This window comes from Roseateles cavernae, assembly GCF_040187885.1.
Taxonomy (GTDB): domain Bacteria; phylum Pseudomonadota; class Gammaproteobacteria; order Burkholderiales; family Burkholderiaceae_C; genus Roseateles_E; species Roseateles_E cavernae.
Map to the genome: position 1 here is coordinate 23577 of NZ_JBDPLH010000018.1, position 18723 is coordinate 42299.

The following is an 18723-nucleotide window of genomic DNA, read 5'->3' on the forward strand; positions in this document are numbered from 1 at the left end:
CATACTGTCTGTATGTGAATTGACTTTAAAATACAGACAGTCTGTATGTCAACGGTGATGCCGAAGAAAAATACCACCCCCGCCCCGACCCCGGAGCCCGCGGCATCGGCCGCCTCCTTGGGAAAAAAGGCCCAGCAGGCGGCGGATTCGCGCGCGCGCCTGATTGCGCAGGCGCGCGCGCTGTTCCAGACCCAGGGCTATGCCGCGACCTCGACCGAGACCCTGCTGGCCGCCACCGGGCTGACGCGCGGCGCGCTCTATCACCACTTCCGCGACAAGAAGGATTTGTTCCAGGCGGTCTGTGAGCAGATGCATGGCGAACTGGCCCAGGCCATCGAGGCGGCAACGGTCGATGTGGCCGACGACAGCGAGGGCCTGCGCCTGGGCTCGCTGGCCTGGATGGCCGCCGTTGGTGAGCCGGGGCGCTGCCGGGTGCTGCTGATCGATGCACCGGCGGTGCTGGGCGATGCGCAGTGGCAAGCGCTGGATGCGCGCCATGGCTATGCAGCGCTGCAGCAGGGGCTGCGCGAGATGCGTCAGGCGCATACGGCGGCCGGCCTGCTGCAGTCCGACGCGCTGGCGGCGGCGCTCAACGGCGCGATGAATCAGCTGGCGCGCTGGAGCGCTGAGCAGGGGACCGAGGCGGCGCGGCAGGAGGCGGTCCGGGTGGTTGAGCAATTGCTGGCGGTGGCCACCCAGAAACAAGAAAAGGCGCCCTGAGGCGCCTTTTTGCGGGTGCAGCGAGGGCTGCTTAGACCGGCACCTTGCGCAGCATCTCGATGCCCACTTCGCCGGCGGCGATCTCGCGCAGCGCGGTCACGCCGGGCTTGTTCTTGCTCTCGATCTTGGGCGTGTGGCCCTGGCTCAGCATGCGGGCGCGATAGGTTGCGGCAAGCACCAACTGGAAGCGGTTCGGGATCTTGGTCAGACAGTCTTCGACAGTGATGCGGGCCATTTTGTTTCCAGTACGGGTGGTTCAGGGAAGATCAAGAGCGCGGAAGACGGCGGAGCGATTCCGGCGCTGAGCCGCGTATTTTAACCTTTGTGCGTGGACGATCGCTTTCAGGTCGAAAACAGCGGTATCAAACACCGCATTGACGACGACGAAATCGAAGCGGTGCGCCTGCGCGACCTCGATGCGCGCATTGGCCATGCGCCGCTCGATCACGGCGGCCTCGGTGTCGCCGCGGCGATTCAGGCGCTGCTGCAGCTCCTCCCAGGAGGGCGGCAGGATGAAGACCAGCACCGCATAGGGGAACAACTGCTTGATCTGCAGCGCACCCTGGAAGTCGATCTCCAGCACCACATCGTCGCCGGCCGCCATGCGTGCCTCGATCGCCGCGCGCGAGGTGCCGTAGAGATTGCCGTGCACCTCGGCCCACTCGAAGAAGTCGCCATGCTCGACCTTGGCGCGGAACTCCTCGGGCGTGATGAACCAGTACTCGCGGCCGTGCTGCTCCTGACCGCGCGGCGCGCGCGAGGTGTGCGAGACCGACACCGCCAGCTTGGCATCGAGTTCAAGCAAGGCCTTGACCAGGCTGGATTTGCCGGCACCGCTGGGGGCGGCGACGACGAAGAGATTGCCGGGGTATTCCATATCAGCCTGCTTATTCAATGTTTTGGACCTGCTCGCGCATCTGCTCGATCGCCACCTTCATCTCGACCGAGACATTGGTCAGCTCCAGCGCGGCGGACTTTGAGCCCAGCGTATTGGCTTCGCGGTGTAACTCCTGTATCAGGAAGTCAAGCCGCTTGCCGATCTCGCCGCCTTTTTTCAGCAGCCGTGCGATCTCTTCCAGGTGGGCGCGCAAGCGGGCCAGCTCCTCGGCCACGTCGATGCGGATCGCATAGGCGGCCGCCTCGTTGAGGGCGCGCTCGCGCAGCGCATCCTCGGGAATGCTCTGGCCCGCGCCGGTCGCGACCAGGGCTTCCTGCCAGCGCTCCAGAAAGCGCTGCTGCTGGCGCTGCACGACGGCCGGCACCAGCGGCTCGGCCTGGGTGGCCAGTTCGCGCAGCCGGCCGATGCGCTCCATCAGGATGGCGACCAGCTTCTCGCCCTCGCGCTCGCGCGCCTCGGCAAGACCTGACACGCAGCGGCGTGCGGCCTCCAAGGTGGCTTCGTCCAGTTTTTCGGTGACGCCGCCGCCCTTGCACCATTGCATGATCTCGTGCACCGACAGTCCCTGGGCCTTGGGCAGCCAGCCCTGCACGGTGGACTCCAGGCGGGCCAGCCGGTTGAGCTGCTCGGGCTGGGGCTGGGGCCAGGTGTTGTCACCCTCGCGCTGGGTGTTGATGCGCATCTCGACCTTGCCGCGCTTCAAGCCGGCGGTCAGCAGCTCGCGCAGCGCCGGTTCCAGGCCGCGCAAATCCTCGGGCATCCGGAAGCCAAGGTCGAGAAAACGCCCATTGACCGATCGGAGTTCAACCGTCACGCTCGCGCCGGTTTGAGTGCCGGTTTCACTATGGGAAGAGGGCTGCGAGCTGGCGCTGGCATAACCCGTCATGCTGTAGACTGGCATCTCGCAATCGGTGTAGCAATCAAAACGCGATTATGTCAAAGCCGAAACCGGCGCCCTTGCCTGCGGGTACGGTGGTAGGGGGCTACCAGATCATCAAGAAGCTGGCAGCAGGCGGATTCGGTGTTGTCTATCTGGCCGAAGACCCCGAGCACCACCTCGTTGCCCTGAAGGAATACCTGCCTTCCAGCCTGGCCGAGCGCTCGCCCGGAGAGCTGACGCCGCGCGTCAAGCCCGAGAAGCAGCCGCTGTACCGGCTCGGCTTGCGCAGCTTCTTCGAGGAGGGCCGTTCGCTGGCGCAGATCTCGCATCCCAGCGTGGTCTCGGTGCTGAACTTCCTGCGCGAGAACGAAACCGTCTACATGGTGATGAACTATCTGCAGGGTGACACCTTGCAGGACTTCATCGTCACCGCCCGCGACCTCAAGCGCGACAAGGTGTTTCGCGAGTCGACGATACGCAGCCTCTACGACGAGATCCTGCGCGGCCTGCGCATCGTCCACCAGCACAAGATGCTGCACCTGGACATCAAGCCGGCCAATATCTTCATCACCAACGACAACAAGGCCGTGCTCTTGGACTTCGGCGCTGCGCGCGAGGTGCTGAGCAAGGAAGGCAATTTCATCCGGCCCATGTACACGCCCGGCTTCGCCGCGCCCGAGATGTACCGCCGCGATGGCTCCTTGGGCCCGTGGACCGATATCTACGCGATCGGTGCCTGCATCTACGCCGGCATGCAGGGCTATCCGCCCAACGATGCGCCGCAGCGCCTGGAGAAGGACCGGCTGGCGCTGAGCCTGTCGCGTCTGCGCAATGTCTATTCCGACAACCTGATCGAGGTGACGGAGTGGTGCATGTCGCTGGATCCCTTGTCGCGGCCGCAAAGCGTGTTCGCGCTGCAAAAGGAACTGGCCCGAGAGACCGAGCGGCGCTACACCAAGCTGAGCTTCAGCGAGCGCCTGAAGCTGCAGCTCGAGAATCTCAAGACCGGGGCAAAAGCGTGAAATTCGGCATCTACCAGGTCAGCCGACGCGGTGGCCGGGAGAAGAACGAAGACCGCATGGGCTACTGCTACACCCGGGAGGCCGGGCTGTTCGCGCTGGCCGACGGCATGGGGGGGCACCCCGAGGGCGAGGTGGCCGCGCAGATCACCTTGCAGACCCTGGCGGCGATGTTCCAGCGCGATGCCAAACCGACCCTGGCCGACCCGGCGCGCTTTCTGGAAGATGCGGTGCTGATCGCGCACCAGACCCTGCTGCGCTATGGCGCCGACAAGAATCTGGGCGACACGCCGCGCACCACCGTGGTCGCCTGCGTGCTGCAGGGCGGCTATGTGTTCTGGGCGCATTGCGGCGACTCGCGGCTCTATATGGTGCGCGCCGGTCATCTGATCGCCCGCACCCGCGATCACTCCTATTCCGAGCTGCAGGAGGCGCTGGGCCGCAGCGCGAGCGGGGCCGAGCGCTTCAATCGCAATGTGCTGTTTACCTGCCTGGGCAGCCCGGGCAAGCCGATGGTGGACATCAGCGGGCCGCTGGCACTGGAGCCGGGGGATAGGCTGCTGCTGTGCTCCGACGGTCTGTGGGGCACGGTGGGCGACCCGGAGCTGGTGACGCAGCTGGCCGCACTGCCGATTGCCGATGCGGTGCCGGAGCTGGTCGAGCAGGCGCTGCGCAATGGCGGGCCGCGCTGCGACAATGTCACCGCGCTGGCCGTCGAGTGGGAGGGCGAGGATGAGCCCGAGGGCGCCATCTCCACCCAGGACCTCGGCGACGAGGGCTTCGCCTCGACGATACAGGCCGCGGCCGCCGCCATCCAGGCGCAGGAGCGCAAGCACGGCGAGCTGGACGAGGCCGAGATCGACCGATCGGTGCGCGAGATCAACGAGGCCATTGCCCAGGCCCGGCAGCGCAGCGCCTCCAAGCAAAAGTAGAACCTGAAGGATTTTCGATGAGCAAGATCAATGACGCGCCGCGTTCCGCCGGACGCGCGGCCGACGCGCTGCGCCCGGTGCGCCTGACGCGCCACTACACCCGCTATGCCGAGGGCTCGGTGCTGGTCGAGTTCGGCGAGACCAAGGTGCTGTGCACCGCCTCGGTCGAGGAAAAAGTGCCGCCGCACAAGCGCGGCTCCGGCGAGGGCTGGGTCACGGCCGAGTACGGCATGCTGCCGCGCGCCACCCATACCCGTGGCGACCGCGAGGCCGCACGCGGCAAGCAAAGCGGCCGCACCCAGGAGATCCAGCGCCTGATCGGCCGCTCGCTGCGCTGCGTGTTCGACCTGAAGCAGCTGGGCGAGCGCACCATCTCGCTGGACTGCGATGTGATCCAGGCCGATGGCGGCACCCGCACGGCCGCGATCACCGGCGCCTATGTGGCCGCCCATGACGCGGTCAGCTGGCTGATCGCCCAGGGCAAGATCAGCGCCTCGCCGATCAAGGATGCGGTGGCGGCGATCTCGGTGGGCATGCTGGAGGGCCGGCCGCTGCTGGACCTCGAGTACACCGAGGATTCGAGCTGCGATACCGATATGAATGTCGTGATGACCGGAGCCGGCGGCTTTGTCGAGCTGCAGGGCACGGCCGAGGGCGTGGCCTTCACCCGCGCCGAGATGAATGCCTTGCTCGACCTGGCCGAGAAGGGCATCCGCGAGCTGCTGGCCGCGCAGAAGGCGGCGCTGTCGGCATGAAGACGATCGTGCTGGCGTCCAATAACGCCAAGAAGCTCGCCGAGCTGCAGGCGCTGTTCTCCCCGCTGGGCGTCGAACTCGTCACGCAGGGCAGCCTCGGCATCCCCGAGGCCGAGGAGCCCTTCGACAGCTTTGTCGAAAATGCGCTGACCAAGGCCCGCCACGCGGCCCAGCTCAGCGGCCTGCCGGCGCTGGCCGACGATTCGGGCCTGGCGGTCGAGGCCCTGGGCGGCGCACCGGGCGTGCTGTCGGCCCGCTATGCGACGCTGTTCGGACGACCCAAGAGCGATGCCGAGAACAACGCCGTGCTGCTGGAGCAGCTGGCCGGCGTCGAGCAGCGCGCGGCCCGCTTTGTCTGCGCGCTGGTGGCGGTGCGCTCGGCGCAGGACCCCGAGCCGCTGATCGCGATGGGGCGCTGGCAGGGTCAGGTCTTGCCGGCGCTGAGCGGCGAGGGCGGTTTCGGCTACGACCCGCTGCTCTTCATCCCCTCGCTGGGCCGCAGCGTCGCGCAGCTCAGCGCGGCGGAGAAGAATGCGCTGAGCCACCGGGCCCTGGCCGCCGCCGATCTGGCGACGCAGATGCGCGAGACCTGGCACCTGGGCTGACGCGATGGCCGATGTGATCAAGCTGATGCGCCCGGGCACCCTGAGCCTTGCCGCCTTGCCGCCGCTGTCGCTCTATGTGCACCTGCCCTGGTGCCTGCGCAAATGCCCCTACTGCGATTTCAACTCGCATGAATGGCAGGGCGGCAGGGAGCTGCCGGCCGAGACCGCACGCGAGTATCTGGCGGCCCTGCGCGCCGATCTCGAGGTGGCGCTGCCGCTGATCTGGGGCCGCCCGGTCGTCAGCATCTTCATCGGCGGCGGCACGCCCAGCCTGTTCGCGCCCGAGCAGATCGCCGAGTTGATCTCGGACCTGCGCGCCCGTCTGCCGCTGGAGCCCGGCTGCGAGATCACGCTGGAGGCCAATCCGGGCACCTTCGAGCGTGACCGCTTCAAGGGCTTTCGCGAGGCCGGCGTGACGCGGCTGTCGATCGGCGTGCAGAGCTTTGACGATGCCAAGCTGAAGGCTTTGGGCCGGGTGCACAACGCCGACCAGGCCAAGGCCGCGATCGCCGAGGCGGCCGACTGCTTCGAGACCTTCAATATCGATCTGATGTATGCGCTGCCGGGCCAGAGCCTGGATGAGCTGGCGCTCGAACTCGATACCGCGCTGGCCTATGCGCCGCCCCATCTGTCGGTCTACCACCTGACGATAGAGCCGAACACGGTGTTCGCGACGCGGCCGCCCGAGCAGCTGCCCGACCCCGATCTGGCCAGCGAGATGCTGGACCTGATCACCGCGCGCACCGGCGCGCTGGGCATGGAGCGCTACGAGGTCTCGGCCTATGCCAAGCCGACGCACCGCTGCGCCCACAACCTGAACTACTGGCAGTTCGGCGACTATCTGGGCATAGGCGCCGGCGCGCACAGCAAGCTGAGCTTCCCGCACCGGGTGTTGCGCCAGGTGCGCTGGCGCGAGCCGGCCGGCTATATGGCCAAGGCCGCCGAGGGCCAGGCGGTGTCGAATGAAAACGAGGTCGGCCGCCGCGAGCTACCCTTCGAGTTCATGCTCAATGCGCTGCGCCTGCGCGAGGGTGTTCCGCTGACGCAGTACCTGGAGCGCACCGGCCTGCCGCCGTCCAGCATCGCCAAGGCGCTGGAGCAGGCGCGTGCCAAGGGCCTGCTCGAGGCCGATCCGGCACGGCTGACGCCGACCGCACGCGGCTTCGACTTCTTGAGCGACCTGCAGTCGCTGTTTCTCGACGCCTGAGCGCCGCGCCGGTCAAACCCGGTTCAGCGACATGCCCGAGGTGCTGCGCAGGCGCTCGATCAGGCGCGGTGCGATCTGCTGCAGCGGCAGCACCTCGTCGGCCGCGCCGGCGGCGATGGCCTCGCGCGGCATGCCGAAGACCACGCAGGTGGCCTCGTCCTGCACGAAGTTGTAGGAGCCGGCGTCCTTCATGACCTTCATGGCCTTGGCGCCGTCGGCGCCCATGCCGGTCAGCATCACGCCCAGCGCATTCGGCCCGACCACACGCGCCGCCGAGTGGAACAGCACCTCGACCGAGGGCTTGTGGCGGTTCACCGGCTCGCCGTCCTGAACGCGGGCGATGTAGTTGGCGCCCGAGCGCTCGACGCTCAGATGGAAGCCGCCCGGCGCGATATAGCCATGGCCGGGCAGGATGCGCTCGCCGTCCTGCGCTTCCTTGACGCGGATACGGCACAAGCCGTCCAGCCGCGCCGCATAGCTCTTGGTGAAGCCCGGCGGCATGTGCTGGGTGATCACGACGGCCGGGCAGTCGGCCGGCAGATTGATCAGCACGTCCTTGGTCGCCTCCGTGCCACCGGTGGAGGCGCCGATGAAGATGATCTTCTCGGTCGACATGCGGCCCAGGCTGGCCATCGTCACCGGCTTGGCCGGCGCCGCTGGCGCGCCGCCGGCTGTGGGCGCGGCTGCGGCCGGTGCCCGGCGGATATGGGCCTTGGACGCGATGCGTATCTTGTCGGTGATGTCGTCGGCCAGCTGGCGGATGCCGTCGGCCACGCCGATCTTGGGCTTGGCGACAAAGTCCACCGCCCCCAGTTCCAGCGCCTTCATCGTGACCTCCGCGCCGCGCTCGGTCAGCGTCGACACCATCACGACCGGCATCGGCCGCAAACGCATCAGCCGCTGCAGGAAGTCGAGCCCGTCCATCTTGGGCATCTCGACATCGAGCGTGATGACGTCCGGGTTCAGGTTGCGGATCATCTCGCGCGCCACCAGCGGGTCGGCGGCGGCGCCGATGCACTCCATATCGGGCTGGCGATTGATGATTTCGGTGAGGATGGAGCGCACCAGCGCCGAATCATCCACCACCACCACTTTGGTCTTGGCCATTTACTTCTCCTCGGGGTCGCGGGCTCAGAACAGATCGACGGAGCCGCCCGTGGCGACCACCGGCTGAGCCTTCTGGGCGGCGGCGCGGTCCTGCTGGACCAGCGCATCGGTATTGGTGGGGGCCAGGCGCTTGACCATGGCCTTGCCGCTGTGCGGCAGGAAGCAGACCTTGCGCGGGTAGACGTCCATCACGTCCTTGGAGACGATGGGGATGCGCTCGGTCTTCAGATAGTCGATCACGAAATTGGTGTTGCGCTCGCCGACATTGATGGTGTTCATGCCGGCAATCACCGCGCCGCCGCCAAAGATCTTGGCTTCCATCCGGCTCTTGGCCGCGCCGCGCTTCATCATCTCGTTGATCAGCAGTTCCATCGCGAACGATCCGTAGCGGCCCGAGTCGCCGGCACCCTCGGGCAGCATGAAGTGATTCATGCCGCCGACCATCGCATGCCGGTCCCACAGACAGGCGGCGATACAGGAGCCCAGCGTCGTCATCACCAGGATGTCTTCGTTGTCGACGAAATACTCGCCGGGCAAGATCTTGACGGCCGCGTTCTTGAAGTGGGCGTCGTAAAAGAAGAACGAGGCTTCGCCCTGCTTGCGCGTCTGCGCCTTCAGTTGCGCCACGCGCGCCGCGCCTGCACCGCTGGAGATCACACCGGCGTTGCCGGCTTGGGTCTGGGGCGTGCTCATCATTCTTTATCGGCCAGGGTGGGGAGTTCTTGAGCGGCGCGCGCTCAGACCTTTTCGTAGATCGTCTTGCCGCGCAGCCGGAACAGGTCGCGCGATTCGGTGAAATTCTCCGAATGGCCGACGAACAGCAGGCCATGGGGTTTCATGACCCGGTGGATGCGCTCCAGCACCTTGCGCTGGGTGGGCGCGTCGAAATAAATCATCACATTGCGGCAGAACACGATCTGGAAAGGGTCGCCCAGCGACCATTGCTGGTCCATCAGATTCAGGCTGCGGAACTCGATCCATTTCTGCAGCTCGGGCTTGACGCGGATGCGGCCCTCGTTGGCGCCGGTGCCGCGCATGAAGAAGTTCTTCAGGCGCTGCGGCGACAGGCCGCGCGCGTCGGCGTTGTAGACACCGCGCCGCGCGGTGTTCAGCACATTGGTGTCGATATCGCTGGCGACGATCTGCACCGAGGCACTGCTGCCCAGCGCTTCGCTGCAGCTGATCGCGATCGAGTAGGGCTCCTCGCCGGTCGAGGCGGCGCAGCACCAGATGCGCAGCGGCTTGCCGGCCAACGGCTTCAGGTCCTCGGCCAGCGCATGGAAGTGGTGGTCCTCGCGGAAGAAGGAGGTCAGGTTGGTGGTCAGGCAGTTGACGAACTCCTGCCATTCCTGATCCGCCTGCGGGCCGGTGGCCGCCTCCAGCCATTGCAGATAGCTGGCGAAGCTGCGGTGACCGGTATCGCGCAGCCGGCGCGAGAGCCGGCTGTAGACCATCGCATGCTTGCCGTCGTGCAGGCTGATGCCGGCGTGTTTGTAGATCAGCTGGCGCACCCGGTCAAAGTCAGCGCGGCTGAAATTGAACTCATGGTCGATGGCTTCGGTGGTTGAGGCGTTATTGGGTGAAGCGGCCATGGTTGTGATTGGATTTGTGCGCACCGCGCGCGCTGGATTGATTTTGCATCCGCCACCAGTGTCTGTGGTGGCCTGCTCCCAAGATAGTGTGAACAGCCGGGTGAACCCCTCACTATTTCCGCCCCTCTTCGGGATAACCCGCCTGCTAGACTGCCGCCACACCTTCGGGAGCCTCTTGGACTCAAGCCTACACCCCCCTTCGCTGATCGATGCTCGCGATCTGCAGCTGGACCTGGCCTTGCAGCTGCTGCAGCAGGCTGGTGCCTTGCTGCCCGAGGCCGAGCCCTACAGCGCCGTATGGCTGCAGGGCCTGCTGGACGCGCTGTGCGATCTCTCCAGCAAGGACGCGCTGACCGGCCTGGTCAATCGCCGCAGCTTCGAGATGTCGCTGTCGCGCGAGGTCGATCGGGTCGCGCGCTCGGGCGAGCCGGCGTTGCTGCTGATGGTGGATATCGATCATTTCAAGGCCGTCAACGACAGCTACGGCCATGTCGCCGGCGACATGGTGATACAGGCGGTGGCGCGCAGCATCGCGCAGACGGTGCGGCCGATGGACACGGTGGCACGGGTCGGCGGCGAGGAATTCGCCATCATCCTGCCCAACTGCCCCAGCACCTATGGCGCAACCGTGGCCGAGCGGCTGCGCGAACGCGTGGCCGAGCAGAAAGTCGAGGTGGCAACGGGCCAGATGCTGCAGGTCACGGTCAGCCTGGGCGGTGCTTTTGCACCGCAATGGGTGCGCTCCTCGTCCCTGCTGTGGATAGAGCGGGCCGATCGCCAGCTCTACCGCGCCAAGGCCGAAGGCCGCAACCGTGCCTGCCTGGAGCCGCAAACCGACTCCCTGGTCAGTGCCGAGGAAAAAGGCATGTTGTTCGCTGTAACGCAACAGGATAGTGAATGAATACAACAACACCTGCTGCAAACCCGTCCGGCGCCAGGCTGCGCCCGGGTGCCCGCACGCTGGCCGTCACAAGCGGCAAGGGAGGCGTGGGCAAGACATTCGTCACGGCCAATCTGGCCGCCGCGCTGGCCGCCCGCGGCCAGAAGGTGCTGGTGCTGGACGCCGACCTGGGTCTGGCCAATCTGGATGTGGTGCTGAACCTGCATCCCAAGCTGACCCTGCACGATGTCTTCACCGACAAGGCCACGCTGGATCAGGCCATCCTGCCGGCGCCCGGCGGCTTCTCGGTGCTGCTGGCCGGCTCGGGCATGGTCGAGTATTCGCGGCTGACGCCCGAGGTGCGCGACAAGCTCTTGCACATCGTCGAGCTGGTCAAGCCGCGCTTCGACTGGGTGCTTCTGGATACCGGCGCCGGCATCTCGGACGTGGTGCTGTTCGCCGTTTCGCTGGCCAGCGATGTGCTGGTGGTGGCGACGCCCGAACCAACCTCGCTGACCGACGCCTACGCGACCATCAAGGTGCTGGCCACCCAGCAGGACCGCCGCCATGTGGGCCTGGTCGTCAACCAGGCCTCGCGCGCCGGCGAGGGCAAGATGATTTGCGGCCAGCTGCAGCAGGTGCTGCAGCGCTTTGTCGCCGCCATCCCCGGCCAGAGCTTCAGGCTCGAGCTGCAGGGCGAGGTCAGGAACGATGTCTCGGTGCGCCAGGCGGTGCTCAAGCGCCAGCTGCTGCTCGAGCATTTCCCGGGCAGCGAGGCGGCCCAGGGCATCAAGGCGCTGGCGCTGAAATTGCTCGGCTGAGGGCGCGATGGACTCCGACAACACCCCGGCCACGGCCTTCGCGTGGGTCGGCGGCGAGGCGGCGGTGCGCCGCCTGGTCGACCGCTTCTACGACCTGATGGATCTGGAGCCCGGCTATACGCAGCTGCGCGCCGCGCATCCGGGCGGCCTGGACAACGCACGCGACAAGTTGTTCTGGTTTCTGTGCGGCTGGCTGGGTGGCCCCGACCACTACATCGAGCGCTTCGGTCACCCGCGCCTGCGCGCCCGCCACATGCCTTTCAAGATCGGCATCGCCGAGCGCGACCAGTGGGTGGCCTGCATGGCGCAGGCGATGGCCGAGTGCGAGCTCGATCCCGGCTTGCAGCAGCGCCTGACCGAGTCCTTCATGGGCACGGCCGACTGGATGCGTAATATCTGATCAGCCGGCCTGCTGCAGCAGCACCATCAGTGCTCCGCTGCCGCCATCGCTGGCCCGGGCCTGCACAAAGGCCAGCACCTCCTGCTTCTGCACCAGCCAGCGCCTGACCTTGGCCTTCAGCACCGGCTCGCGCCCTGGCGAGCCATTGCCCTTGCCGTGGACGACGCGTACGCAGCGCAGGCCGCGCCGCGCGCTGTCGTGCACAAAGCCACCCAGGGCCTCGCGTGCCTGATCGCGGCGCAGGCCATGCAGATCGATCTGCGCCTGTAGCGCCCAATGGCCGCGGCGCAGCTTGCGCACCACCTCGGCACTGATCTCGGGGCGGCGAAAGGACAGGGTCTCGTCGGTCTCCAGCAAGGTGTCGACATCGAAATCGTCCGACAGCGCCTGCTGCAGCGCCAGCCGCTCGTCGGCCTCGCGCTGCAGCGGTTCCGGGGCAGGGGGCTGGCGCTCGTGCAGCACCCGCTGCTGTGTCGGCTTGAGCGCGATGACATCGCCGACCGTCAGCTCGAAGATGCGCCGTTCCTGCTCCAGCAGCCGTGCCTGCGCCGCTGCCCGCTCGGCGCGCTCCTCGGCCAGTCGGCGCGCCCGCGCCAGCTCTTGCTGCAGGGTTTTGAGATCCTGCAGGCTGCGCAGCGACTTGCCGTTCATCACAGCAGGCCCCGCTCGGCCATCGAGATCACCTCGGCGCTGCCCACCACGAAATGGTCCAGCACCCGCATGTCCACCAGGGCCAGCGCCGACTTCAGTCCCTGGGTCATCAGCTCGTCGGCCCGCGAGGGCTCGGCCATGCCGGAGGGGTGGTTGTGGGCCAGGATCACGGCAGCCGCGCCCAGGTCCAGGCCGCGCTTGACGACCTCGCGCGGGTAGACGCTGGTCTGGGTCAGGCTGCCCCGGAACATTTCCTCCATCGCGATCAGGCGGTGCTGGGCATCGAGAAACAGCACCGCGAAGACCTCGTGGCCCAGGGCTGCGAGCTTGAGCCTCAGGTATTGCTTGACGGCCTCGGGGGCGTCGAACACCGGCCGCTGCGCCAGCTCCTGCAGCAGCGAACGGCGTGCGATCTCCAGCACCGCAGCAATCTCGGCGCGCTTGGCCGGGCCCAGGCCCTTGACGCGCGCCAGATCGGCCACGCCGGCATGCAAGAGGCCGCTGAAGCCACCGAAATCGTCGAGCAGCTGCTGCGCCAGCTGCAGCACCGGCAGGCCCTGGATGCCGGTGCGCAAGAGCAGGGCCAGCAGCTCGGCATCGGCCAGCGCCTGGGGGCCGCGAGCGAGCAACTTTTCGCGCGGGCGCGCGTCGGGCGGCAGGTGGTTGAGCGGCATGGCGGGCAGGGCAGGGGCGCGGGGCCTTAAAATCCGGCGAGTCTATCGAACAAAGTGCCATGAACCTTATCCAAGCCGGATCCTTTCTGACCCTGCATTACCGTTTGGCGGGGCCCGATGGCGGCGACCTGATCAATACCTTTGACGACAAGCCCGCCACCTTGTCGCTGGGGACCGGCGAGCTGGCGCCCGCCATCGAGGCGCGCCTGATCGGCCTGCCCGAGGGCACGCGCACTCAGTTCGAACTGGCGCCGGGCGAGGCCTTTGGCGAGCGCAATCCGGAGCTGCTGCAGCGCATCAAGCGCAGCCTGATGCGCGAGCTCGGCGATCCGGACGAGGAGTACAGCGTCGGCGACGTGGTGCAGTTCCCGACGCCCGACGGCCGGGGGGGCTATGGCGGCGTGGTGCGCGAGCTGGGCGAGGACTGGCTGCTGTTTGATTTCAACCACCCGCTGGCCGGCCAGCCGGTGAGTTTTGAAGTCCATGTGATCGGAGTGCTGTGATGAGCTCGATCGAACCCCAAGAAGTGCTCCTGGCCGAACCGCGCGGCTTCTGTGCCGGTGTCGACCGGGCCATCGAAATCGTCGAGCGCGCGCTCGTCAAGTTCGGCTCGCCGATCTATGTGCGCCATGAGATCGTGCACAACACCTATGTGGTCAACGACCTGAAGGCGCGCGGCGCGATCTTCATCGAGGACCTGGCCGAGGTGCCGCCCGGCGCCACCCTGGTGTTCAGCGCCCATGGCGTGAGCCAGGCGGTGCGCCAGGAGGCGGCCCAGCGCGGCTTCCAGGTCTTCGACGCGACCTGTCCGCTGGTGACCAAGGTCCATGTCGAGGTGGCCAAGCTGCATCGCGAGGGCTATGAGTTCATCATGATCGGCCACAAGGGACACCCCGAAGTCGAGGGCACGATGGGCCAACTCAGCGATGGCATCTATCTGGTCGAGGAAGTCGGCGACGTGGCCCATGTGCGTGTCAAGGACCCAGCCAAGCTGGCGGTCGTGACCCAGACCACCTTGAGCGTCGATGACGCCGCCGAGATTCTGGCGGCGGTCAAGCGGCACTTTCCGCAGGTGCGCGAGCCCAAGCAGCAGGACATCTGCTACGCGACCCAGAACCGCCAGGATGCCGTCAAGGTGCTGGCGCCCCAGGTCGATGTGGTGATCGTGGTCGGCAGCCCGACCAGCTCCAACAGCAACCGCTTGCGCGAGCTGGCCGAGCGCCTGGGCACGCCCGGCTATATGGTCGATGCGGCCGAGGATCTGCGGCTCGAGTGGCTGGAAGGCCGCTCGCGCGTGGGCCTGACGGCCGGCGCCTCGGCCCCCGATGTGCTGGTGCAGGCGGTGATCACGCGCCTGCGTGCGCTCGGCGCCACCGCGGTGCGCAGCCTGCCCGGCGTCGAGGAGCATGTGCGTTTCCCGCTGCCGCTGGGCCTGGGCGACAAGTCGATGGCCGAGCACAGCTCCTCCCGATCTTGAAGCGGGCGCCTATCGCATGACGCGGCGCCTGCACGAGGCGCCGTTTTGCTTTCATAGAATCGAACGAACACCAAGGACACCCCATGCTGGACATCACCCTGCTGCGCAAAGACCTCGACGCCGTGGTCGCGCGCCTGAACACCCGCAAGAGCCCGCAAGCCTTTCTCGATGTCGAGCGCTATCAGGCGCTGGAGACCTCGCGCCGCAGCGTGCAGATGCGCACCGAGGAACTGCAGGCGCGTCGCAACAGCCTGTCCAAGCAGATCGGCATGCTCAAGGGCAAGGGTGAAGATGCCTCGGCCGTGATGGCCGAGGTCGGCGGTATCGGCGATGAGCTCAAGGCCGGCGCCGAGCGCCTGGACGCGATCCAGCAGGAACTCAACACCATGCTGATGAGCGTGCCCAATCTGCCGCATGAGAGCGTGCCGGTCGGGGCTGACGAGAGCGGCAATGTGGAAGTGCGCCGCTGGGGCAGCCCTCGGGCCTTCGACTTCGAGCTCAAGGACCATGTGGACCTGGGCGCGGCCCTGGGCCTGGACTTCGAGCTAGGGGCCAAGCTCAGCGGCTCGCGCTTCACCTTCATGCGCGGCAAGGTCGCCAAGCTGCACCGGGCGCTGGCGCAGTTCATGCTAGACACGCAGACCGAGGCGCACGGCTACACCGAGTGCTACACGCCCTATATCGTCAACCGTGAAGTGCTGGAAGGCACGGGCCAGCTGCCCAAGTTCAAGGAAGACATGTTCTGGGTGCTGCGTGGCGGTGATGAAGAGGCGGCCGAGCAGTACCTGATCTCGACCTCGGAAATCTCGCTGACCAATACCGTGCGCGAGCAGGTGCTGGACGAGGCCGCGCTGCCGATCAAGCTGACCGCCCACAGCCCCTGCTTCCGCTCGGAGGCGGGCAGTGCCGGCCGCGACACTCGCGGCCTGATCCGCCAGCATCAGTTCGACAAGGTCGAGATGGTGCAGATCACCCATCCGGACAAGAGCTACGAGGCGCTGGAGGAGATGGTCGGCCACGCCGAGGCCATCCTGCAGAAGCTGGGCCTGCCCTATCGCGTGCTGACGCTGTGCACCGGCGATATGGGCTTCGGTTCGACCAAGACCTATGACCTCGAGGTCTGGGTGCCGGCGCAGAACACCTACCGCGAGATCAGCTCCTGCTCGAACTGCGAAGGCTTCCAGGCGCGCCGCATGCAGGCCCGCTTCAAGAACGCCCAGGGCAAGAACGAGCTGGTGCACACACTCAATGGCTCCGGTCTGGCGGTCGGCCGCACCCTGGTGGCCGTGCTGGAGAACTATCAGAACGCCGACGGCAGCATCACGGTGCCCGAGGTGCTGCGCCCCTATCTGGGTGGTGCCGAGGTCTTGCGCGGCTAAAAAGCCAGCAAAGTCTTGGAAACCGAAAAAAGTCCGCTATACTAGCGGGCTCAACTCGCAGCAAGCAAAACTTGCTGGGACACCAGAATTCGGAGAGGTGGCAGAGTGGTTGAATGTACCTGACTCGAAATCAGGCGGACGGAAACGTCTCGGGGGTTCGAATCCCCCCCTCTCCTCCAGAAGAAAGCGCTTGTAAATCAAGCACTTACAGACCCCGCCTAGTGCGGGGTTTGTCGTTTCTAGGCCGCCTTCGTGGCAGGCTTGTGCGGGGATTTTTGACCAATCTTGCCCATGGCGGCGGCCAGCGTGCCGTGGGTCAGGTGGGCGTATCGCTTGGTGCTGCGGGGGTCTTTGTGGCCCAGCACGGCCCCCACGGTGAACAGGTCGACCTCGGCATTGATCATCTCGCTGGCTGCGCTGTGGCGCAGATCGTGGATGCGGATGTGCTGCAGACCGGCCGCACTGCGGGCGCGCTGAAAGCCGCGCTGAAGCGTGCTGCGATTGCTGGCCAGCGGGAGCTGCGCGAGCACGCCCAGGCGCTTGAGCTTGGGATGGATGGGCAGCACGCGGCGCTCGCCGTTCTTGGTGTCGGCCAGCACCAGGCAATCCGATTGCACCTCGACGCGCTGCAGCTCGCCCATGCGCATGCCGGTGTACCAGGCGGCCAGGATCATCATGCGGACATCGCGGCGGTCAGCCCCGCGCAGCAGCTTGGCCAGCTGGTGACGGTCTGCGTAGACGTGGCGCTCGTTGCGCACCTGCGGCAGCTGCATGCGCACGGTGGGGTCGCTGGCGCAGATGCCGTGCTTGCGCCACGCCCAGCGGCAGGCGGCCTTGAGTAAGGCCAGGCGCACGCGGACGGTGGCGGCCGAGAGCACCACGCCCTCGCGCACGCCCTCGCGGGTGTTGGTGATCAGTGCGGCCACGGCGGGCAGCTCGGTGAGCGGCTTGCCGGTGTAGGCCCAGGCGATGGCAGCGAGATTCTCGGCGGCGCCCTTGTAGCTCTTGAGGCCGGTCTTGTCGCGCAAGTAGTGGGCGACGGCCGTGTCAATCAGGGCGTCTTGCTGCTCGACACCAGTGCCAAGGGCATAGAGGCGGCCCGACTCTTTGCGGTCGAAGGCATCGGCCTGGGCTTGACTCCAGCCCTTCGGAAGCAATCGGCTAGCTCGGTGCCGGCGACCCTCAATGACACGGTCGAACTCGTAGCGCCAGCGCTTGTTGCGGGTGTCCCATCGGATCGACATGATTTTTTATAGCCCTCCAGGTCGGCTGGGTCGAATCGTACAGCCCCGCCAAACTTGTGTGAGGGCAGCTCCCGGCGCTTGGCCAGGTCGTAAACCAGCCGCTGGCTGATGCCGAGCTGCTGGGCGACCTGGGCGGCGGTGAGCATGGTCATGGCTGGGCTCAGGCGGGATGATTTGCCAGCCGCAGCAGCACATCGGCATGACACAGCTCACCCGGCTTGCACCAGCAGGCAAGGTGCTTGCCCCGCAGCGGCGCGAGGAACAGGTGATCGCGATCGAGCTGGCCGCGCAGCCAGGCGGCATACAGATCGAGGCAGCGGCCGAGCGATGGGGGCTCATGCAGGGCCACCAGCGGGACACCTGGGCCGGCAGTGCCGTGCAGCATGGCGATCATGCTCTGGGTGGCGTTGAACGGATTGCCCCAGGGTGTGCCACGGCAGACCTTGACGGTGTTGGAGGGCCTGCGCCAGCCTTTGGTGCCGCGCAGCTGGATGCGGGTTGGCGCGCTCATCAGAACTGCTCCCACTTCGCCATCTCCAGTGCCTTGCGGCGAGTCTCGCGGTGTGCCGCGCCAAAGCCAGACGCCTCCCTCTCGAAGCGGGCAATGTCCTCGTTCGCCCGTTCGATGGCCTGCAGGAAGTACTGCTCAACCCACGAGTGATCAAGCACTGTCCGGCCCTCAGAAGTGCCGCGCTCGAAGATCCTCTCAGGCGTGCGGGGATCGAGCACGATGCACTCCACCGTGACGCCGCGCTCTAGGCAGAGACGCCGCACATGTTCGGCTTCCTTCGAGCTGGTGAAGCAGACACGGTCGCCATCCTTGAGGGATTCGACCATCGCCATGGTTCGGCCTGTTTGCCGGGCGCTCCGAAAGTAGACGCTTGCAACACCACGCATCGCTGCGCCGATTCCGAATTGATCCATCAGAACAACCTTTCCTGCCCGACCTCTTCAGCCTCGGCCGCGCTGGCTTGCAGCGTGCCGGCGAGCAGCTCGTCGGGGATGTCAAAGTAGCCCAGCACGCCGCGATAGCGGATGAAGGGCACGGGGCGGGCCTTCTCCATCACATGGCCGTAAGGGCCAGTGAAGAAGGGGCTGGGGTGCTGGGTGACGCAGTCGGTCAGCTCGGCCACGCCAACGATGCCGCCGAGCTCGTACTGCTGCGGCAGGTGCTCGCGCAGCGCGGGCATGTAGTCGAGCAGGGCCTCCNTCTCCATCACATGGCCGTAAGGGCCAGTGAAGAAGGGGCTGGGGTGCTGGGTGACGCAGTCGGTCAGCTCGGCCACGCCAACGATGCCGCCGAGCTCGTACTGCTGCGGCAGGTGCTCGCGCAGCGCGGGCATGTAGTCGAGCAGGGCCTCCAGGCCGGCCTGGTCGAACTGCTGGCCGGCGTGGATGGCGACGGGGCCGCGCACCTTGGTGGGCCAGGTGCGGTTTTCGACGGGCTTGAAGCCGTGCACGATGAGCCAGGCCCAGGGCTGG

Annotated in this window: 24 protein-coding genes, 1 tRNA gene and 1 pseudogene; 13 read left to right on the forward strand and 13 right to left on the reverse strand. The window is 66.6% G+C overall.

Annotated features, from left to right (window positions below; translation table 11 throughout):
* Nucleotides 1-57: 57 nt before the first annotated feature.
* The gene (locus ABGI63_RS24910; RefSeq protein WP_349745258.1) at nt 58-720 is read left to right on the forward strand and encodes a TetR/AcrR family transcriptional regulator; all 663 of its coding nucleotides are present in this window, start codon (nt 58-60) and stop codon (nt 718-720) included.
* A 31-nt stretch (nt 721-751) separates the two neighbouring features.
* Here ABGI63_RS24910 and rpoZ read toward each other — a convergent pair whose 3' ends face one another.
* From rpoZ to ABGI63_RS24925, 3 genes are read right to left on the reverse strand one after another with little or no spacing between them, the layout of a single operon-like run.
* Entirely contained in the window at nt 752-955 is a 204-nt protein-coding gene (gene rpoZ, locus ABGI63_RS24915; protein ID WP_124452325.1) for a DNA-directed RNA polymerase subunit omega, read from the reverse strand.
* A gap of 21 nt (nt 956-976) precedes the next feature.
* Nucleotides 977-1597, reverse strand: coding sequence for a guanylate kinase (gene gmk, locus ABGI63_RS24920; protein ID WP_349745259.1), 621 nt, complete (start codon nt 1595-1597; stop codon nt 977-979).
* A gap of 10 nt (nt 1598-1607) precedes the next feature.
* On the reverse strand, nt 1608-2519 hold the full coding sequence (locus ABGI63_RS24925; protein WP_262967961.1) for a YicC/YloC family endoribonuclease: 912 nt from the start codon (nt 2517-2519) through the stop codon (nt 1608-1610).
* A gap of 32 nt (nt 2520-2551) precedes the next feature.
* Between ABGI63_RS24925 and ABGI63_RS24930 the strand changes: the two genes are divergently transcribed.
* From ABGI63_RS24930 to hemW, 5 genes are read left to right on the forward strand one after another with little or no spacing between them, the layout of a single operon-like run.
* Nucleotides 2552-3520, forward strand: a complete 969-nt coding sequence (locus ABGI63_RS24930; RefSeq protein WP_137942250.1) for a serine/threonine protein kinase — start codon at nt 2552-2554, stop codon at nt 3518-3520.
* Nucleotides 3517-4449, forward strand: a complete 933-nt coding sequence (locus tag ABGI63_RS24935; RefSeq protein ID WP_349745260.1) for a PP2C family protein-serine/threonine phosphatase — start codon at nt 3517-3519, stop codon at nt 4447-4449. Before ABGI63_RS24930 ends, ABGI63_RS24935 begins: the two co-directional genes overlap by 4 nt.
* Before the next feature lie 17 nt (nt 4450-4466).
* Nucleotides 4467-5204 (forward strand): ribonuclease PH, encoded by a 738-nt coding sequence (gene rph / locus ABGI63_RS24940; RefSeq protein ID WP_349745261.1) that lies wholly within the window; start codon nt 4467-4469, stop codon nt 5202-5204.
* Complete coding sequence (gene rdgB / locus ABGI63_RS24945; RefSeq protein WP_349745262.1) at nt 5201-5809, forward strand: RdgB/HAM1 family non-canonical purine NTP pyrophosphatase; 609 nt, start codon at nt 5201-5203, stop codon at nt 5807-5809. The genes rph and rdgB overlap by 4 nt, the downstream gene beginning before the upstream one ends.
* 4 nt (nt 5810-5813) lie before the next feature.
* The gene (gene hemW, locus ABGI63_RS24950; RefSeq protein ID WP_349745263.1) at nt 5814-7016 is read left to right on the forward strand and encodes a radical SAM family heme chaperone HemW; all 1203 of its coding nucleotides are present in this window, start codon (nt 5814-5816) and stop codon (nt 7014-7016) included.
* A 12-nt stretch (nt 7017-7028) separates the two neighbouring features.
* Here hemW and ABGI63_RS24955 read toward each other — a convergent pair whose 3' ends face one another.
* Genes ABGI63_RS24955 through ABGI63_RS24965 form a run of 3 tightly spaced genes read right to left on the reverse strand, consistent with a single transcriptional unit; the run spans nt 7029 to nt 9715 of the window.
* Complete coding sequence (locus ABGI63_RS24955) at nt 7029-8123, reverse strand: protein-glutamate methylesterase/protein-glutamine glutaminase (RefSeq protein WP_266007523.1); 1095 nt, start codon at nt 8121-8123, stop codon at nt 7029-7031.
* A 24-nt stretch (nt 8124-8147) separates the two neighbouring features.
* Nucleotides 8148-8816, reverse strand: coding sequence for a chemoreceptor glutamine deamidase CheD (gene cheD / locus ABGI63_RS24960; protein WP_349745276.1), 669 nt, complete (start codon nt 8814-8816; stop codon nt 8148-8150).
* A gap of 44 nt (nt 8817-8860) precedes the next feature.
* Nucleotides 8861-9715: a CheR family methyltransferase gene (locus ABGI63_RS24965; protein ID WP_349745264.1), complete on the reverse strand. Its 855-nt coding sequence runs from the start codon at nt 9713-9715 to the stop codon at nt 8861-8863.
* Nucleotides 9716-9890: 175 nt separating this feature from the next.
* Here ABGI63_RS24965 and ABGI63_RS24970 point away from each other — a divergent pair, with 175 nt between their 5' ends.
* The 3 genes from ABGI63_RS24970 to ABGI63_RS24980 are packed head-to-tail and all read left to right on the forward strand — an operon-like array spanning nt 9891 to nt 11816.
* Complete coding sequence (locus ABGI63_RS24970; RefSeq protein WP_349745265.1) at nt 9891-10616, forward strand: GGDEF domain-containing protein; 726 nt, start codon at nt 9891-9893, stop codon at nt 10614-10616.
* Complete coding sequence (locus ABGI63_RS24975) at nt 10613-11416, forward strand: MinD/ParA family protein (protein WP_349745266.1); 804 nt, start codon at nt 10613-10615, stop codon at nt 11414-11416. Before ABGI63_RS24970 ends, ABGI63_RS24975 begins: the two co-directional genes overlap by 4 nt.
* Before the next feature lie 7 nt (nt 11417-11423).
* Nucleotides 11424-11816: a group II truncated hemoglobin gene (locus tag ABGI63_RS24980; RefSeq protein WP_349745267.1), complete on the forward strand. Its 393-nt coding sequence runs from the start codon at nt 11424-11426 to the stop codon at nt 11814-11816.
* Here the strand turns inward: ABGI63_RS24980 and ABGI63_RS24985 are convergent, their stop codons facing one another.
* On the reverse strand, nt 11817-12467 hold the full coding sequence (locus tag ABGI63_RS24985) for a Smr/MutS family protein (protein ID WP_349745268.1): 651 nt from the start codon (nt 12465-12467) through the stop codon (nt 11817-11819).
* Entirely contained in the window at nt 12467-13141 is a 675-nt protein-coding gene (radC, locus tag ABGI63_RS24990) for a RadC family protein (RefSeq protein WP_349745269.1), read from the reverse strand. The genes ABGI63_RS24985 and radC overlap by 1 nt, the downstream gene beginning before the upstream one ends.
* Before the next feature lie 59 nt (nt 13142-13200).
* Between radC and ABGI63_RS24995 the strand changes: the two genes are divergently transcribed.
* From ABGI63_RS24995 to ABGI63_RS25010, 4 genes are all read left to right on the forward strand, one after another.
* Entirely contained in the window at nt 13201-13644 is a 444-nt protein-coding gene (locus ABGI63_RS24995; protein ID WP_349745270.1) for an FKBP-type peptidyl-prolyl cis-trans isomerase, read from the forward strand.
* Nucleotides 13644-14618, forward strand: coding sequence for a 4-hydroxy-3-methylbut-2-enyl diphosphate reductase (gene ispH, locus ABGI63_RS25000; RefSeq protein ID WP_349745271.1), 975 nt, complete (start codon nt 13644-13646; stop codon nt 14616-14618). Before ABGI63_RS24995 ends, ispH begins: the two co-directional genes overlap by 1 nt.
* Nucleotides 14619-14701: 83 nt before the next feature.
* Nucleotides 14702-15997, forward strand: coding sequence for a serine--tRNA ligase (gene serS / locus ABGI63_RS25005; RefSeq protein ID WP_349745272.1), 1296 nt, complete (start codon nt 14702-14704; stop codon nt 15995-15997).
* Nucleotides 15998-16088: 91 nt separating this feature from the next.
* Nucleotides 16089-16176 (forward strand) — tRNA-Ser (locus ABGI63_RS25010).
* Nucleotides 16177-16236: 60 nt separating this feature from the next.
* On the opposite strand, the gene ABGI63_RS25015 is transcribed toward ABGI63_RS25010, so the two are convergent.
* The 5 genes and pseudogenes from ABGI63_RS25015 to ABGI63_RS25935 form a co-directional block, all read right to left on the reverse strand.
* Nucleotides 16237-17241, reverse strand: coding sequence for a tyrosine-type recombinase/integrase (locus ABGI63_RS25015; protein ID WP_349745273.1), 1005 nt, complete (start codon nt 17239-17241; stop codon nt 16237-16239).
* Nucleotides 17242-17255: 14 nt separating this feature from the next.
* Nucleotides 17256-17393: pseudogene (locus ABGI63_RS25925) on the reverse strand (helix-turn-helix domain-containing protein); the annotation flags it as partial.
* Nucleotides 17394-17401: 8 nt separating this feature from the next.
* Nucleotides 17402-17752, reverse strand: coding sequence for a DUF4326 domain-containing protein (locus ABGI63_RS25020; RefSeq protein ID WP_349745274.1), 351 nt, complete (start codon nt 17750-17752; stop codon nt 17402-17404).
* A complete protein-coding gene (locus ABGI63_RS25025) occupies nt 17752-18165 on the reverse strand; it encodes a hypothetical protein (RefSeq protein WP_349745275.1) in 414 nt (137 codons plus the stop codon). Before ABGI63_RS25025 ends, ABGI63_RS25020 begins: the two co-directional genes overlap by 1 nt.
* Nucleotides 18165-18701, reverse strand: a complete 537-nt coding sequence (locus ABGI63_RS25935; protein ID WP_490424231.1) for an ASCH domain-containing protein — start codon at nt 18699-18701, stop codon at nt 18165-18167. The genes ABGI63_RS25025 and ABGI63_RS25935 overlap by 1 nt, the downstream gene beginning before the upstream one ends.
* Between the last annotated feature and the right edge of the window lie 22 nt (nt 18702-18723).